The following is an 18,208-nucleotide window of genomic DNA, read 5'->3' as shown; positions in this document are numbered from 1 at the left end:
GAGAACCTTACCCGCCCTAAAGGCAAGGCCGTCATACCACTCCCCCGGTATGCTCGATATCACTTAAGACCCGAAGGTAAAAAATTCTACCACCACATGTCAGCTTGAATACCTACAACAAAGTCGCCCTCTTTACCCGTGCCGTCTTGCATTTCACCATCAAGGTAAGATGCCATAAAGCGAATTTCTGGAGATGGACCGAAGCCAGAGTGCACAACTAGAGTCGGTGCTACTGTTAGCTTGTAATCATAAGAATTCTTTGACTCACCATTACGGTCTTCGTAGTTGTACATGTAACCAGCTTCGGTAGCGATAAAGAAGTTTTCTGAAATTGGGAACGTTGGTCGCACCATTGCTGATACCCAGCCGTCTGTGTCGCCATTGTCAAAATCGTTGTACTGGGTTTGAAGAGAGTGGAAAATATTCACACCATTGTCAAAAAAGTACCCACCCCATGCTAAAGCACGTAGTGATACATCGTTTTCATCAACAGCCTTCAAACAAGACGTCCCACAGCCCGTGCCTGTCGTTAACCAACTTTGATAGTCGCTACCAGGCTTGTACGTGTTGTAAGTTGTAAGAGTACCACCTAAAAGGTTACCCGAACCTAAGCCTTTACCAGCCTGCGCGATGTATTTTGTAAAGCCTTTATCTGACAACCCAAAGACAGACTCAGTGTGAACAATTGCCGTCATTTCATAGCCATTCTCAGCGAATGCTTCTGGACCATTACCAAAACCTAAATCGACCATATTGTCTGGCATATACTTAGCCATAGCGTGAAGTTCAACACTGCCAAAGTTCACGCCAGCATGAAGTGCATGCATGATATTGTTGCTGTCACCCCAGAAACTTGTATCGCCAGAATCATCGCTTGCAATGTAAGCAAAGTCCCACTTATTACCACCTAGCTCAACACCTTCAATACCAACACCAGTACCCGACATATCCGTGTAGAAAAAGTCGGTCATAAAGATGTAATTATCTTTACCATAAAAGCGCTTACCCCCCCATACAACACCGGTTTCAGATACACCTTCAAACTCGACAAAAGTTTCTGCCATACCAATTTCGCTGTTGGTTGCATCGGCATTGGCACCAAGCTGGTTGGTTGCATATTCCGCATTGTTGGCTGCAGCTCGTGTTTTGATTCGAATTTTCTGACCACCGTCATTCTCAAAATTTTTCTGCAGTGCAACTTCAAAGTGACTATCCGACTCAACACCCAATCGACCTAAACGCTCTTTAGATGCAGGGAACTTTGCACGTTTAAAATCATCATTTTCACTGAATAGAACACCAGCACGGAAATAACCGTGAAATTCAAATCCATCCGATTTTTCGGCATGTACAGCAGGTGCAGTAGACAAGCCAGCTGTAGCGACTAAACAAGCAAGGGTAAGCTTAGAAAGTTTCATAATAACTCCATGTTCTAAATTATACTTTCACAAAGAAAGCGCTTTCTTTATTTTTCTTAAAAAAACCAATCGAACAGATTTAAAGAAGATCAAATCTAAGCCCACATTTACTATGCACTCTTAATCTTATTGGCTTTAACCGCTCAGTTGGTATGGAAAGAGTATAAATCGATCCTGTGAATATAAACCGTGATCAAACCCAACAAAGAAAGCGCTTTCTTATGCGTGAGTCACAAAAACCCAAGATGTTAAGTATTTTGTTTGAACAATTATGGAACTAAGTAAAATATCACTGACCACATAATAAGAACGTATCGGTCCGTTCAATTACGCAGAATTTGCCTCGAGCACATAAACGATTTCCTCCCGCAAAAATCATCGCAAAAAAAAGGGAACATACATAGTATGCTCCCTTTCTATTCAAGCTTTGATTAAAAGTAACTAGTTAAAAGGCTTACTTTTCAAATCGAATATTGTCTAATTTAAAACTCATTTCTCCTTGAGGCTCAAACACTAAAAGATTAGTGATCATTGTAGGATCAGCTTGATTCCCACCAGCAAAACGGTTGTCTCTCTTTAAAATGTCAGCTATTGGAATACGTACCGTCTTCCATTCATTCATTACTGATAGCGGCACGGTATAGTCACTTGTTTTCGGCCAGCCACTGTCCATCTTAACCAGTAGTTCAACCCCATCAGCCATACTCTCAACGTTCAAATCAAAGACCAGTTCACCCGTTTCTTGCCAATGTGTCACATCCGTTACAGGAGAACGAAAATAGATATTTCCTGCTCCTTGACTCTTATTCACTTGTAGCACTGTTCCACGATCTGGTTCGGTCAGTTCTTGATAGTCAACAATATCCAATGGGTCATAACTTGCATAAGCCAAGCTTGCGTTAAGAGTTTCGGTAAAAATCTCCAACGTTGGTCCATCGGCATAACTATCATCGGTTGCTAAGATCTCTGGAGCTTCGTGCCCGATTACTTGTATTGCGTGTTCAGAACGACTTGCACACCCTTTTCCTTTCCAACGATCAACCTTACAACGGTAAACCTTTACTGAATCAACTAGCATTGTTTTCGGAAACAAACCTTCGTCGATTCCTTTATCATTTGCGTTTGCTGACCACGCCCCACCGACAGCCAAGTTCAATAACAAATGAAACTTTTCATCAAACGGAGCTGCTCCACTCGCATTAATGAGTTTCCCTTCTTCCGCTTCATATTGGCTGTACCAACCCTCTTGAGTTTGAGTCGCGTAATGAATATTGTCTACATACCAACGAATTTCACCTTCTTCCCACTCAATCGCGTATGTATGGAAGCCATCAGTAGGGTTCACACCATTTGGCAATATCGCGGCCTGCCCTTTATAAACATTGTCTGGCCAATTTCGTCCGTAATGTAACGTCCCATAGACTCGGCTCTCTAGATCATCATTTTTCGCTCCCGCCGCATCTGAAAGTGTGTTTAGGTTAACCGCTTCCATAATATCGATTTCGCCAGAAGCTGCCCATGAGCCATATTTATTATCGGTTGGCAGCATCCAGATTGCGGGCCATGAACCTTGTCCACCAGGTAACTTTGCTCTGATTTCATAACGGCCATATTTGTTGTCACGCTTGTCTTTGCTGCTCAATCTCGCAGAGGTATAAGGAAGAGTCTTCGTTGCTCCACCAAGCGAGCCTTCAGCATTATCAGGCCCAGTATGACTTTTCTTCAGCGCGACAATGTGTAAAAGACCATCTTTAACAAACGCGTTATTCGGATCATCCGTATAGCACTGTTGTTCATTGTTCCCTCCTCCCCAGCAGTTCACTTCTAATGACCAATTGCGTTTATTTATTTGCTCACCGTTAAACTGGTCTTCCCACACCAATTGCCAATCAGAGCTTGAAACAACCGGTACATGGGATAGCACAATCGGCTTTTCGGTTTGAGCTAAGTCGGCACTGCCAGAAGCCGGTAGTTCTACCGTCGTACAACCGGACATCAATGCCGCGGTAGTCAAAGACGCTAATATTTTTACCTGAGTGTTGAGATGTTGCATTACAGCTCCTTGTATCACGACCTTCCAAACAGGCGACACGTAATATGGGTGCCCCATAAAGATAAAATCGATTAATGAGTGACTTACGAACATGACGCGGAGATACCATGCCCGCCTTTATGAAAATGAGTATATAAAAGTGCCTAGCGTTAAAAAGAGACCATGATCACCCAAAGAAAGCGCTTTCTTGTTTGATTTCACATTTTGTTAAAATTGATTGTAATTCGAGCAGAACCCCAATTAAATTTCATTGCGGATCGATGAATTAATTTCCTAAGAGGCCTATATTTACTGGTATCTTTTTAAAAAATATCTGTTCAATACTCAAAAAGTACGTTTTCTTTGATAACAGCACCAAAGAAAACGCTTTCTTGATATTTTATGATGTCTATGAAAATATCCGTTACCTTACTTTGTATGCTTAAGAATTAAATTAAGCGTTAAGCAGTTCAGAGTTTTCAAATATTAATCATTGGATTACTAGGCTCGTGCAAACCCCAAAGGTAATATAGCTTAGTTAACTCCTAATAGAGATAAGGCCACTACCATTGATCACCATTAAAGAAGTATCTGAACTTGCTCAAGTTTCTCAATCAACCGTCTCAAGAGCATTGAATGGTCACCCTACGGTAAAAGAGGCCAATCGCGAAAAAGTATTCAAAGCGATTGAGCAGTTAGGTTACAAACCGAACGCATTTGCCCAAGCTCTAGCATCTAGCCGTTCAAATAGTATAGGCATGTTAGTCGGCTCACTTGATGGCCCTTTCTATGGCCCATTAATGCACACGGCTGAAGATACTGTTCGCCAGAGCAATATCCACTTGATCGTTACCAGTGGCCAAGAATCACGCACCAAAGAGCTAGACTCCATCCAGTTTTTGCAATCTAAACTTGTGGATGGCCTCATTGTTCATTCAGACAAGCTCAGTGATGACGAACTGATCAAAATAGCGAAAGGCAGTGAAACAATGATTGTTCTCAACCGTTTTATTCCTGAAATTTCTGATCGCTGTATTTACATTGATAATGAGCTTGGTGGCTACCTTGCAACGAAGCACTTACTTGAAAACGGGCACAAAAAAGTCGCTTGTATCACAGGCCAGTTGAGTAAAGTTGATAGTAGAGATCGCTTTCAAGGGTATCGAAATGCCTTGTTAGAGTTCGGAATCGAATACAATGCAGGGCTGTTTGTAGAGGGGCGCTTTGATCATCAAGGCAACCACGACGCTGCACGACGCTTGTTAGACCGAGACCCTGAGATCACCGCGATTTTCTGTCAAAATGACAACATAGCGCTTGCTGTATATGACGTAGCAGCAGAGCGAAACCTCATTATTGGGCGAGACCTTTCGGTCGTAGGCTTCGATAACGATACTCATAGCCAGCATATTCGTCCTCGCTTATCGACGGTCGACTTTCCTGTCCATGAAATGGGAGAAGAAGCTGCAAAAGGTGTTTTATCGTTAATTAATAAACGCGACTACCCATTGAAGCACAAATTAACCCCGACATTGATTGTAAGAGAGTCCGTGGCCAAGCTTTGATTTTCGTAAATCAAACACCCTATTTTTACAATTATAAGAAAGGCTCTAAGTATTCACTTAGAGCCTTTTTATTTCACTTTAAACTAGAATTAGCGTAACTGGTGCTTTGACAATACGACAACAACTTTCTCAATGAGGCCACTACGAGAAAAGAGCTGTGAAGCCATTTCACGATTTAGCGTTAACGATGCAAATACCTCACTTGATCCGTCTTTAAACTGAACTTCAATACCCTGTGTTGGCTCATCATTGAGTTGGTAAATAAATGGTACCTGACAGTAAGTAAACGCCAGTTGCCCAGCCTGAACAATAAAGCTCTGCATTTGTCCTTCAATATTTTGGCAGTCAAAAGTCGCCGCTTTTTGCAAGAACTCTTTAGGACTAAGAAGTGATGGGTTGATTACAATTGTGCCATCAACGACCTCTAGACCTAGCTCTCCAAAACGGGTAATCACTTCCTCCTTAACTTGCCCTGTCATCCCTGGCTGCTGTGCTCCAGAGTGCTTTGGCGTATGAGAATACGGATCCGTCGGAAACGCACCGTAGTTTTCCGGCGTTTTGTTGAAGCCAATACCAGCTCTCACTTTGTAATAGTAATCCGCTAATTTCAGAGTTTCCTTACTATTAGAATCCATACTCCAAGCATGCTGATAATTTTCTTGCACAGCTAGCAGCAACTTAGAAACCATATGCCAATAGATACAACCTAAACCTTCATAACCAAACATGGTGCCCGAACGCCCAGTAAAAGCTTTATGGTTGAATACACGCTCATACAAACTAGATACATGACAAAATTCATCATCACTAATTGACGGGTAATCGGCTTTAATTTCATCAATCGCAGTCTGAAGGAAACCTTTGTTTTCAAAACTTGAATTGAAATGGTAAGAACCTTTGCTGTCTTGGTTTACTAATCTGTTATCTTTGGCAACAACCATCATGCTTAACAATTTGCTCTGATCAATGTCTTTAGCGTCTAAACAGTTTTTGTCCATAAAAGAAGCCAGCTCGCGGTCAGGGTAAAGCATGAAGCTATTTTGATCAGCACGATACATATCACTAGCAAACAATTTATCCAACAACTCAACCGCTTGTTTAGGTGATAATAGACCCGAACTTAAGACTGCAACCTGCCCTTCTAGCATCGGGTAAAGCTCTTCAACCATTAAGCTCTCACCAGAACAGCTCAAGATGTTATACGCATTGTACAAACCGTCTTCACGCAAGTTGTTTGTAATCGTAGAATCCAGGACTTTTAAACTCGCGCCCATCAATTGAACAATCGCTTCTTTCTCAACTTTCGTTTTCCCTGAAAATCCATTTACTCGGTAAACACGCTCACGATAGTTAGCAGCAGATTTAGCCAGCTTAGTCAGCATTGCTTTGCGAGTTTGACGAGTTACCGTATCTTGACGAATCTCTGTATTTGCCTCTGAAACAATCTGTGTAACAGAAGACATCCACTCAAACACTTCTTTGGAAATACTGTATGAAGATGGTGACTTCTCTAACAGGCGCTGCATAAAGGCAACATAGCGACGCATGTAGTACAAGGTTACCATTGACAGACCGTTGCCAACGATAGCGTTGTTTGCATCATTCCATTCTGGACGTTGTGTATTGAGCCAAATACCACCATCAAGCACTAAGTTACTCAATTTCGCCAACAAAGGTACGAGTATCTTCTCCATTAAGTTGACCATATAAACTTCTTGGTCACCCGTCATCAACAAGCGACCGTCACTGCCTAAACTCTTGACACGTTGCTCTGTCAGTTCCTGCAGGTCTTGGTTGAACTCTACGGTATCTTTAGGGTTATCAAAGAGACCTTGCACTCCACAAAGCTCGTAAGGCACATTGGCATAACTAAAAATGTCACTTTCTAGTAATTCGATAAGATCGCTTTGCTCAAATTTGTCTGCCAGCTCAAGGAATTTTAATAGATAGATGATTTGATGATCGCCCCAGTAACCAATGTTACTCCAAGGATCATCCGCCTCTAACAGCTCCCAATCTACACCATCTTTAGTGATTCGATACGGATTGTAGCCGTCCACCGTTGAAGCATTAACAAACTTAGAGATGAATGATTTGATGAACCCAGGATAACTAAGAGCCATCGCTTCCCAGTTTTGGAAAATATCACGCCAGTTGCCTTGATAAGAAAGTAAGCGTTCGCCATTTTCATCTTTGAGCTTAATCTCATAGTGGTTCCAAGGGCGACTAGGGTCACCATGACGACGTCCAAAAGTAAGCGGTAGATACTCATAGCTCAATCGAACTAATTGAGAATCTCCTGTCGCTTTAGCGCGCGAAACTAATTCGGAATGGCTGAAAACCTCCCCTAACTGTTCAAAAAAGTCTTGATGGCGGCCAACTACCTGAGAGTTGGCCTTTTCCATAGTTTTAACTACGTCAGCCTTTTCTAACATATAGCCGTTTTCAAACACGCCACCACGCATGTTATTGAACAACACATTGGCATAATGGTGAACGCTTGTATTTTCTTCAGCTGTTATTTGCCACGCATCCGCGCCAGACATCAATGTGATCAATTCATTTTGATTATCTGCAATGCTCTTTTCTAAAGCTAATACTAGGTTAGCAGGAACAGAGAGCTCAGATTGAAGCTGACAGATATCGGAATGAGTCTTGTCTATATCAGCGACAATCGACCAAACTTTGGTTTGATGTGCTCGCAGTGTCAGAGACTTATGAACTAAATAGCTTCCTCTAATCCCTTTAGTCAAAGGCTCACTTTCAATCGGTCGCCCTTTTCTAAATGCATTCACCTGAGTGCTAGTCAGTAAAATTTGGCTAGTTTCTGTTTCTAAACTAAAGACTGTCGTCGCCAGCAAAGATTCAGCAGGGTCCGCTCTATCGCTCAATTTGGCATACATGCTGAATAGTGCTAATGAACTACCATCAACTTGCTCATTCCACTTGTACGCATCAACTAATGCGCTTCTTGTTTGGAGTGCTGATAGTGGAGCCCCTGAAGGTAGTATATTTTGTAAGCCATCTAGCGCTTCAACTTTACGCTCGAAGCTCGCTAAATTGGTCAGCTTTGAACGACGAATAAAGCCGTATTTCTCGCTCGTATTCCAGCTGTATTGGAATTTCAGTTGCAAAGTATGGTTTGTTTCTTCAAATACGATCTTGTCTCCAATCGTATTTTTGTAAAGGTTACGTTCAACCTGGAAAATCCCATCATGAAACGTGTTGAACGGTTCCCAAAGTACAACCTTGTCACCGTGTTCAATGCGAAAAATGGATTTCGACCCGGTATTTTCAGCGTTTTCATGAATATGGTCGACAGACTTATAAGGGAAAAGCGCATTTTCCGGACGAATGCGTCCTGCTGAAAGGCTGCCTGTCGATGAAATAAATAACCAGTGATCGCTCGACGATACAACGCTAATAAAAAACGGCGTCATTTGGTCAACATTAGAGATTTGGTAGTAACGCTCACCATCTAAATCAACGAACTTACCATCGACTTCAGATGTGAAATCATTGTCTTTTTTCATATCAAAATTCCAAAAAAATTCTTACTCTTAAATTTTTGAAAGCGCTTTCTTTTGCGTTTCAAAAAAGGATTAAAGGTTTATAGGTGATGACAGCGAGCAAAATGCTCTTCTGCAATTTGAGTCGGTTCTGGGATCGATTGCGTACAAAGCTTGTCGGCTTTCATACAACGGCTTGCGAACGGGCAACCGACACTACTTGGCTTCCAAGAAGGGATATCGCCCTTTTTCACATTCATATCGCGCTTACCTGATTTACCGACTTCAGGTACCGCTGAAAGCAACAGCTGAGAATATGGGTGTTGTGGATTCTGCGTTACATTGTCGCTATTGCCCCACTCCACCATATGTCCAACGTACATAACTGCCGTTTTCTCAGCAAAATAACGCGCCGTCGCGATGTCATGAGTAATGTACATAAACGAAATACCATGCTTATCTTTCAAGTCAGCCATTAGGTTTAAGATGCCTAATCGAACGGACACATCAAGCATTGAGATAGGCTCGTCCGCCAATATAACTTCAGGACTCACTGCAATTGCACGTGCGATAGCCACACGTTGTCGTTGTCCACCACTCAATTCATGGGGGTACTTCTCTGCTGTCTCTTTTACTGGCGTCAACCCAACCATTTCAAGGAGTTCATAAACAAGGCTAGGAACCGCATCTTTTTCTGCTCGCTTATGAATAAGTAATGGCCGCGCAATATGGTGGTAAATCGTGTGTACAGGATTCAACGAGCCAAACGGGTCTTGAAAAATCATTTGCACTTGGCGTGCATATTCAAGCTCACCATGTTTTTCAATATAGTCAGATAATGGCTCGCCCTTAAATTCAATATCCCCAGCAGTTTTATCGTAAATGCGAGTAAGAATTCGAGCACCTGTACTTTTTCCAGAACCAGATTCGCCAACAATCGCTAATGCTTCTCCTTTTCGAAGATCAAATGAAACATCATTAACCGCTCGCATCATGTTGCTTTTCACTGACTGGCCAAGTGGAAAATCTTTTACCAAGTTCTTAACTGATAAGATAACTTCGCTTTTATCAACGTTATTTAAAGTATTCATAATCTTTCGCTCAAACTAGATGACAAGATACGTGATGCCCAGTCGCAACTGTGCCTAAACGAGGTTCACTTTTGATGCACATTGAAATGCATTCGCCACATCGCTCTTGGAAGTTACATCCCTGAGGAGTGTCGAGTAGGTTGACGGGATTTCCAGGGATCCCATACAAGCGTTCTTTTGGCCCATGAATAGTCGGAAATGAAGAGATAAGCCCTTTGGTATAAGGATGCTTGGGGTCACTAAATACCGTTTTAGCATCGCCTAACTCAATAAGGTTACCCGCATACATCACGCCAATTCGATCAGCAATCTCACCCATCAAACTTAAGTCATGGCTAATAAATAGAATGGAGAAACCAAACTTACTCTTAAGTTCATACAGTTCATTCAATATTTCACGTTCAACAACCACATCGAGTGCCGTCGTTGGCTCGTCCATGATGATCAGTTTAGGCTCCAACGCCAATGCAATTGCGATAACAACACGCTGGCGCATCCCCCCACTCAGTTGATGGGGAAAGCTCGACATTCTATCGCCGTGCATCCCGACCGTTTCTAATAAATCAACCGCACGCTCATGAGCTTGCTTATAAGGTGTCTTTTTATGCGCGAGAATAACGTCCGTTAACTGCTCACCAATAGTAATGACAGGGTTAAGTGAGTTCATTGCGCTTTGAAAAACAATAGAAACGTCATTCCAACGGAAGTCACGTAACTGCTTCTTATTCATTTTTAAAACATCTTGCCCTTTGTAAAGTATCTCGCCTTCAGAGATAAGGGCTGGTGCTTTATGGAGCCTTGATATTGCAAAAGCCAATGTACTTTTACCGCAACCAGACTCACCAGCAATACCGAGCGTTTCTCCGGGCGCAATGGAAATACTTACGTCGTTTACGGCTCTCGCTACACCATTAGGAGAAACGTAATCAACACACAGATTATTAATTTCTAGTAGCTTGCTCATTATAAACCTCGGCGTTTGTCTGCTTCTTTTTTAAGTTTGTGCCACAATTTGATGTGTGGGCCCGTACGTAATTTAGGGTTGCTCACTTGGTCAATGGACATGTTAATCAGTGCTAATCCACCACCAGTAATCGCTAACGCTAATGCAGGAACCATCATTTCCCACCATGCTCCGGTATATAGCGACGAAGATGTCTGTGCCCAATACAACATTGAACCCCAACTCACTTCCGTTGCATCACCTAAACCTAAAATACCAAGACCAGCTTCAGACCCCATTGCGTAGATAACCGTGCCAAGGAAGCCACCAAAAACAATCGAAACTAAGTTAGGTAAAATCTCGACTAAAATAATACGAATTTTTGATTCACCCATAACCTCTGCAGAAATGATAAATTCTTTGCTTCTAATTGCCATCGTCTGTGCACGAATTACCCTCGCCCCCCAAGGCCAAGAGGTTATTCCTAACAACATAGTGATAACCAACGAACCGACTTGCCCTAAGAATGCAGCGAGAACAATCAGCAAGGGTAGCTGCGGAAACACGAGAAATACGTTAGTAATAAAGTTCAAGCGCTCATCAATTTTTCCGCCAAAGTAGCCAGAAGAAACGCCGACTAAAACTGCGATAGTCATTGCGATTACGCCCGCAGAAATCGCGACAGTCAGTGACTTTCTCGCCCCAAAAAGAACTTGGCTATACACGTCTCGTCCACTACGAGTAGTGCCCATAATATGTTCAGCACTTGGTGCTTCATGCGGGCGCGCAACACGCTTTTCGGGATTGTGCGTTGATAAAACAGGGGCAAATAGTGCACCAGCTAAAACTACCGTAAGTAAAAAAGTACCGATGATTGCTGGTGGGTTACCGTAGAAAAAAGCATAGGCTTTACCTAATGTTTTCTTTACATTTTTCCACGACCATTTCGGCTCACGTGCCGGTATATTTGTTCGCTTCGAAATTTTTTGAGTGTCAATTAAATTATCCATGATGTGCCTCAATTCGAAATTCGTGGATCAAGCCAGACATACAGTAAGTCGGCGATAAAGTTAGCAACAAGCACTGCGGTCACTAAAATAAGAAGAATGGCTTGAATCAAAGGATAATCTCGCGCCACAATTCCCTTAAGAAGAATGTTGCCCAAGCCTTGGTAGTTAAAGACTACTTCGGTCATGATTGAGCCCGCGAATGAGAAGCCGATTGCCATAGCAATAGCGGTCGCGACAGGAAGAATGGCATTTCGACCAGCGTATCGAGACATCACACGATAGCTGCTCAAGCCTTTGGCCTCAGCCATCGTCACGTAATCCTCTCCCAACACATTGATCATCGCATTACGCATATTGAAGACCCATGTTGCGATTCCAACCAAGACCATAGAGCCCATTGGAAGCACAGCGTGTTTAGCCACACTAGAAACAAATTCCCACGTAAAACCGGGCTCAAGTGACGGGTCATAAGTGTAAGCCAAAGGTAGTAAATCTAACTTTAGACCGAAGAAATAGAACAACAGTAACGCGGTTACGATATACGGAAAGTTGCTAATAAAAGCCAAGACTGGAGGAACAATTTGCCCAAACAGCCCTTCACGTCGATATGACGCATAAGTTCCAATACTGACACCGATGATGAGAGCGACAATGAGCGAACCAAGCGCCAGAAACATAGTCCACGGCAGTGCCATAGCAAGCACATCAGAAACACTAATAGGAAACATCAAAATAGACGGCCCCAAATCAAGCGTAAATACACTCTTCATATATGCAAAGTATTGTTCGAAAACATTACCATCAACAAAACCATACATCTCACGAACCGCATCCATCTGAGCAGGATCCATACGACCTTGAGCAGCAGCAAACAGAGCATCTACTGGGTCACCAGGCATTAAACGAGGCAACATAAAGTTAAACGAGATAGCAATCAGAAAGGCTGTGAAATAAAAACCGAATCGACGAAACAGAAATGACATAAATATCTTTTAACCTAAGAGCCGCAACTTACGTTACGGCCAAATTAGAAATAACTTACTTAAGGTGTAGGTTGTTGAGAATGATTACTCGCTTACCACCGTCGTACCATACTGGTTGTACGTATGGGTTCTCAGCGCTAGGCCAACCGACAATGTTCTTAGTGCTGTACTGGAACCAAGTCGGGTTAGAGAACAGAGGAATAAACGGAAGATTTTTAGCCGTAAATTCTTGAAGCTCACTCAACACTTCTTCTTGCTGTTCAGCGTCACCAATTTTGCCGAAGCTATCGATCAATGCATCGATCTCTGGTGAATTAACGCCATGACCAGCATGCCAAGTTTTCCCGATACGTGATGTCGAGAAGTACTCTTGATAAGCCAAGATTGGGTTAGTCGCAACCATTGACCAGTTGATAGACATTGTGTATTTACTGTCTTTCAAGTTGCTATCATAGACAGACCAGTCAACCGTTTTGATATTAGCTTTTACACCAACCTCTTCGTAGTACTCAGATACCATCTGAACAACTTGAATCCAGTCAGTCCAACCCGCAACGACTTCAATGTCGAACTCAAATGCTTCGCCATTTTTCTTTTCACGGAATCCATCCCCGTCTTTATCGACTAGACCAACTTCGTCAAGTAAAGCTTTCGCCTTTTCAGCGTCGTATTGTGTCAGATCCGCGTATTTAGCAGATACAGCTTTGTCGATATGCGTTTCGTAAAGCTCAGCAATACCACCAGCATTGTAGTTAGGCGTTGGGTAGCCGTAAGCTGCAATATCGACGATAGTTTCACGGTCAAGTGCCATAGATAATGCTTGGCGAACGCGAAGATCATCAAAAGGCGCTTCTTTAGTATTTACGTAAAGATGAATCGCATCGTTAGCGGGGTACCAGAAATGATGGTTTTCTTTATCAACACCAACAAACGTTGACTCAACGTCAGCGATAAAGTTTGAACCCCAATCAATTTCACCTTTAATTAAGGCCGGTTGGATTTGAGAGTTATCATTGTAAGAACGGAAGTTCACACAATCTAGGTACGGGCGGTTCTCTAGGTAGTAATTAGGGTTTCGGCATAGCTCCATCTGTTGCGGCTTGATGTATTTAACTGTGGTCATTGGGCCACTGCCTACTGGGTTCAAGTTGGTGAACGTTGTCAGCTCTTCAACTTTCGACCAAATATGCTTCGGTACAACGTGGTAGCGCTCTAGGTTCCAAGCGAAAGTAGAATCAGCTTCCGCCAGTGAGAAGACAACGGTTCTCTCATCAGAAGCAGTAACTTCTTGCAGGTTACCCGCTGACCAAATACCTTTTTGGTCAAATGCTGGAGCGTCTTTAGTTAGCATAAAGCTAAACACAACGTCTTCTGCTGTTAGTTTAGTACCATCAGACCACTTCAGGTTTTCACGAAGTTTAAGAGTTAGTGTCTTAAGATCTTCTGAAAATTCAACTGATTCAGCTAATCGGTAATCAACATCACCCGTCATATTGTTAAATACAACTAGAGGTTCAAACATCACACCGTGAAGTAGGTCTTTAGTTGTGTACGGGTTGAAGTTTTCAACAAAGCCAGTATTGATAATTGGCACCGTTAGCGTACCGCCCTGCTTTACTTCATCTGCTTGTACAGATGCTCCAAATAAAGCTCCAATAGCGAGCGAAGCAATCAATGTCTTTTTGTGCATCACGTTGTCCTTTTTAATGATAATAACCAGAAAGAAAGCGCTTTCTTTTAACTTTAAAAAAGGGGGGTGCTTTAGTATTTACTATCGGTTACTCATCTCAAGAAACCGCTTTCTTTAGGTGGATAATAAGCTGATTCTATGATTCTTCAACTTACAATTGAATGAAACGAACCATAGATCACAAATTTAAAACAGACAGAGAGCGGATATATATAACAGTGCCATTCATCACATTAATTACCAACATAACAATAAAAACCCTATAAAACAGTAAATTAAATAAAACACCAAAGTGACCTCATCATGAATACTGATCATCTATTTTCTTTGTCATTTATCAGCTTGTACGCTTTCTCAAATAGTCTTTTCATCACCGTTCTCCATTTTCATAATCTCCAACTATCTATGCTCCTCTCAAAAATTCAAGAAAGCGCTTTCTTGAATTTTAAACCTATGACAGCATATCAAGATTCAAATATGAGTTAGCCCTTAGGAAAGATATGTTTAACTTTTGGAATGGCAATAAATCAAATAAAAGACAGCACTACGAATTCGAACTGATCCGTAACTTATTAAATTGGAATTCAAATGAATCTGTTGTCGTTCACGACGACAAGACCGATTTTCCGAGAGCAGAGGATGAGGGGAATATATTCAACAAGGATTATGACGTACTCGTTACAGTCGCAGGGAACAAAAAATTTGCAAACAAACCTGTAATCAAGCTCAACTATCCAATTTGCAAAGGATTACTTGGGCACCGTATTTTAGTCGTTCGGGAACAAGATCAATCTACATTCCATCATATCCATAGTGATCAATTGAAATCACTGACAGCTGGAGTTCCGGCGACATGGGCTGAAGCTGAGCTGTTTAGAGCAAATGGATATCGAGTACTTGAGCAAGGAACGTTACCAGAGATTCTTAAACTTCTCTCAAATAAAAAATGTGATTATGTGTCACTCGGCGCCAATGAAGTAGAAAGTATATACCAAGAACACGCAAGCTTGCTGGAAGGGCTAATGATAGAAGAAAGCACCTTGCTTTATTACCCTCTTCCTTTGGTCTTTTATGTACACCCAGACAAAGTGCAATTTGCGCAATTATTGGATGATAAGCTTCAAGATTTCATATTCAGTGGTGAGTTTGATTCACTGTTTAACCAGCATTTTGGAAATGTGGTGAACTCAACTGGACTAGAAAGCCGTAAGATGATTAACCTCACCAATCCAGAGTTACCTGACGAGTTTGGATCATTTCAATCCAATTTCGCCTCATAAACATAAATGGTAAAGACAATAGAGCCCTAACTTGTCCTAAATCTATCGAAAAGTTACGAAAACAACACAATGACCCTCGAAACGATCTTAATCTAGGGTCATTGAGCCAGAGTAGAGGCTACATTATTAACTACGTACATTTATAGATAACGATGAATACTCAAGTCATCTGTTTTGATATCACTTGAAGAACCACTGACTACGCTTGCCAAGATCTTTCCTGAACCACACGCCATCGTCCAACCCAAGGTTCCGTGCCCCGTATTAGTGAACAAATTCTTGATTGGAGTTTTTCCGATAATAGGTGTGCCATCTGGCGTCATTGGTCGTAGTCCTGTCCAATACTCTGCCTTAGAAAAATCCCCGGCTTGAGGAAAGAGGTCTTTGATCACCATATCAATCGTGGCTTTACGTTTTTCAGGAATGAGATAATCAAAACCAGCAAGCTCTGCCGTACCCGCAATGCGAATGCGGTCATCAAAACGAGTCATCGCCACTTTGTAGGTTTCATCCATCACGGTAGAGGTCGGTGATTTATCAGTATTCACGATAGGCAATGTCAGCGAATACCCTTTGACTGGATAGACAGGAATAGACAGGTCTACTTGCTTCAACAGATCACGAGAATAACTGCCAGACGCGACTACGTAAGCGTCCGCTTTGAAGTCGCCTTGAGTCGTGGTAATACTTTCAATGGTTTGATTCTGATGATTGAGCTTGACCACTTCAGTATCAAACACGAACCTAACACCGAGTTGCTTGGCTTTCTCAGTTAAGGTTAAACAGAATTGATGGCAGTCACCGGTTTCATCATGTGGTAAATACAGGCCACCTACGAGCTTATCTTTCACGTCTGATAAACCAGGTTCGATGGATAGGCACTGCTCAACATCAAACAACGAGTGCTCAATTCCACTTTCTTTAAGCAGCTTCATATCTTGCTGAATGAAATCCAATTGCTTCTCGCTTCGAAACACTTGCAACGTCCCTTTCTGTCTGCCCTCATAAGCCAGTTCTTCACTGGTTCTCAGGTGAGTCAGACAATCACGACTGTAATTTGCGATTCTCAGCATGCGCGATTTATTCTGTGCGTATTTGGCTTCATTGCAGTTGGCGAGCATCTTAGACGCCCAAGAAACCAATTCAGGAGAAAGTGACGGTTTCACTTTTAATGGCGCATGTTCTTGGGTGAGCCACTTCATCGCTTTTAAAGGGATACCGGGGGCGGCCCATGGGGAGGAGTAGCCGTAGGAGATTTGGCCAGCATTCGCAAAACTGGTTTCCTTACCACTGCTATCTTGACGATCGATAACCGTCACCGAGTGACCTTCTTTCGCCAGGTACCAAGCACTGGTCAACCCAATAACACCGCTGCCAATTACAATAACTTCCATTCTCTTCCCCTAATACCTGACAAAGCTAAAACCTGTCGAACACAGCTGTCAGTCTAAAACTCGTTTCGTTAATGCTTTGTAACTTATTCCGCATATGTTGACTTAACAATAGAGTTAGCGTTGACAAAAACTCAATTGCACTTAAAAACGAATTCGGCAGTTTGGAACTGTGACATTGGCGGTATTTGGGAGCTTGGGAGCTTGGGAGCTTGGGAGCTTGGGAGGGATCGTTACATAAATCTACTATGCCTAGATATTGTAAGCGTCATGACTCAAGAAAGTGGCGTTCTCGAGTAAGAAATCTAACAAGGTTTCGGCCTGTAACGTAAGTGCGCGACCTTTCAAAGATTGAACCTTAACCGTCGCCTTCGATAGCATCTCCAACTCGGTCGCAACCACTTCGATCTGCCCTGACTTTATCTCATCGATCACGGTGAGTTTTGGCATAAAGGTTACGCCCAGCCCTGCTGAAACAAAGTTAGTCAGTGCGGTTACCGAATTGGTTTGAAGCTTTGGCTGCAAGGTAAGATGAGAAATTTGTTCGGCCTGCTTTACCAGCCTCCCCATGCCGGTCGAATTATCAATTAAGGCGAGAGAAGCGTCTTGAATATCTTGCATTACCACAGGCGATTTTTTCATCGTAAGGAAATGCCCTTTCGGAGCAATCAATTCGAGCGGATGGCTACGTTCAACGTGTGAATGTAGTTTGGGGTGCGGTGCAGAAGCATAGGTAATCGCAAAATCTATCTGTTGATCTTCCAACATTTTTACGGCGTCCAATGCACCCGCAATCTCAATAGAAAGATTGATATCAGGATAACGAGTCATGAAGGTTTGCATCGGCTTTGACACCAAGTTGGTAATAAACCCTTCACCGATGGCAATGCTGACATTGCCTCCTTTGAGGTTTTTAAGCTTGGTTAGTCGAGCAAGCACTGCGGCCTCTCCACGAACAATGGAACGGTAGTAATTCAGCAGTTCATTACCCGCTTCAGTTAACAGTGATTGGCGGTTGTTGCGCTCCCATACTTTCATTTCCGCTTGCGCTTCTAACTGTGTCAGCATTCTACTCATCGCGGCAGGGTCAACGTTCATCATCTTAGATGCTTTACGTAACGACCCATATTTCGATAAAGCATTAAGGTATTCCAGCGCGCGGATATTAAAGTGGTGCATTCAACTTCCTTGTGATTCAACTGACACTGATTCAAGCGTCTCATAAAGTTGCTACGAACATGTATCCCAATTTATCAAGATCGTGTCTGCACTTACTAACTTGTGCACCGAGTCACT

Annotated in this window: 12 protein-coding genes; 2 read left to right on the top strand and 10 right to left on the bottom strand. The window is 42.5% G+C overall.

All coding sequences use genetic code 11. The features are described from left to right. Nucleotides 1-86: 86 nt before the first annotated feature. Both AC3CHU_RS05790 and AC3CHU_RS05785 read right to left on the bottom strand, forming a co-directional pair. The gene (locus AC3CHU_RS05790) at nt 87-1,418 is read right to left on the bottom strand and encodes a carbohydrate porin (protein WP_054547316.1); all 1,332 of its coding nucleotides are present in this window, start codon (nt 1,416-1,418) and stop codon (nt 87-89) included. 454 nt (nt 1,419-1,872) lie between these two features. Next, nucleotides 1,873-3,471 (bottom strand): family 16 glycosylhydrolase, encoded by a 1,599-nt coding sequence (locus AC3CHU_RS05785; RefSeq protein ID WP_488525223.1) that lies wholly within the window; start codon nt 3,469-3,471, stop codon nt 1,873-1,875. Between the two features lie 548 nt (nt 3,472-4,019). Between AC3CHU_RS05785 and AC3CHU_RS05780 the strand changes: the two genes are divergently transcribed. Continuing rightward, nucleotides 4,020-5,015: a LacI family DNA-binding transcriptional regulator gene (locus tag AC3CHU_RS05780; protein WP_054547314.1), complete on the top strand. Its 996-nt coding sequence runs from the start codon at nt 4,020-4,022 to the stop codon at nt 5,013-5,015. An 89-nt stretch (nt 5,016-5,104) separates the two neighbouring features. On the opposite strand, the gene AC3CHU_RS05775 is transcribed toward AC3CHU_RS05780, so the two are convergent. The 6 genes from AC3CHU_RS05775 to AC3CHU_RS05750 all read right to left on the bottom strand — a co-directional run bounded on the left by AC3CHU_RS05775 (nt 5,105) and on the right by AC3CHU_RS05750 (nt 14,241). Next, nucleotides 5,105-8,548: a hypothetical protein gene (locus AC3CHU_RS05775; RefSeq protein WP_488525222.1), complete on the bottom strand. Its 3,444-nt coding sequence runs from the start codon at nt 8,546-8,548 to the stop codon at nt 5,105-5,107. A gap of 77 nt (nt 8,549-8,625) precedes the next feature. Then, entirely contained in the window at nt 8,626-9,615 is a 990-nt protein-coding gene (locus tag AC3CHU_RS05770; protein ID WP_054547312.1) for an ABC transporter ATP-binding protein, read from the bottom strand. Between the two features lie 10 nt (nt 9,616-9,625). After that, nucleotides 9,626-10,579: an ABC transporter ATP-binding protein gene (locus tag AC3CHU_RS05765; RefSeq protein WP_488525221.1), complete on the bottom strand. Its 954-nt coding sequence runs from the start codon at nt 10,577-10,579 to the stop codon at nt 9,626-9,628. Then, nucleotides 10,579-11,568, bottom strand: coding sequence for an ABC transporter permease (locus tag AC3CHU_RS05760; RefSeq protein WP_237300156.1), 990 nt, complete (start codon nt 11,566-11,568; stop codon nt 10,579-10,581). The genes AC3CHU_RS05765 and AC3CHU_RS05760 overlap by 1 nt, the downstream gene beginning before the upstream one ends. A gap of 8 nt (nt 11,569-11,576) precedes the next feature. Then, nucleotides 11,577-12,551 (bottom strand): ABC transporter permease, encoded by a 975-nt coding sequence (locus AC3CHU_RS05755; protein WP_048659636.1) that lies wholly within the window; start codon nt 12,549-12,551, stop codon nt 11,577-11,579. 55 nt (nt 12,552-12,606) lie between these two features. Further along, the gene (locus AC3CHU_RS05750; RefSeq protein ID WP_054547309.1) at nt 12,607-14,241 is read right to left on the bottom strand and encodes an ABC transporter substrate-binding protein; all 1,635 of its coding nucleotides are present in this window, start codon (nt 14,239-14,241) and stop codon (nt 12,607-12,609) included. A gap of 500 nt (nt 14,242-14,741) precedes the next feature. Between AC3CHU_RS05750 and AC3CHU_RS05745 the strand changes: the two genes are divergently transcribed. Next, entirely contained in the window at nt 14,742-15,521 is a 780-nt protein-coding gene (locus AC3CHU_RS05745; protein WP_171314170.1) for a type 2 periplasmic-binding domain-containing protein, read from the top strand. 140 nt (nt 15,522-15,661) lie between these two features. On the opposite strand, the gene AC3CHU_RS05740 is transcribed toward AC3CHU_RS05745, so the two are convergent. Together AC3CHU_RS05740 and AC3CHU_RS05735 are read right to left on the bottom strand one after the other, a co-directional pair. Next, nucleotides 15,662-16,915, bottom strand: a complete 1,254-nt coding sequence (locus AC3CHU_RS05740; RefSeq protein ID WP_488525220.1) for a D-amino acid dehydrogenase — start codon at nt 16,913-16,915, stop codon at nt 15,662-15,664. A 249-nt stretch (nt 16,916-17,164) separates the two neighbouring features. Next, nucleotides 17,165-18,091 carry a LysR family transcriptional regulator gene (locus AC3CHU_RS05735; RefSeq protein ID WP_114633752.1) on the bottom strand — a complete coding sequence of 309 codons (927 nt, stop codon included), beginning with the start codon at nt 18,089-18,091 and terminating at the stop codon, nt 17,165-17,167. Between the last annotated feature and the right edge of the window lie 117 nt (nt 18,092-18,208).

The sequence above is a fragment of the Vibrio sp. QJM3NY_39 genome, assembly GCF_057785895.1.
The sequence above is the reverse complement of the archived record's forward strand: the minus strand, read 5'-3'. Positions and strand labels throughout refer to the sequence as shown.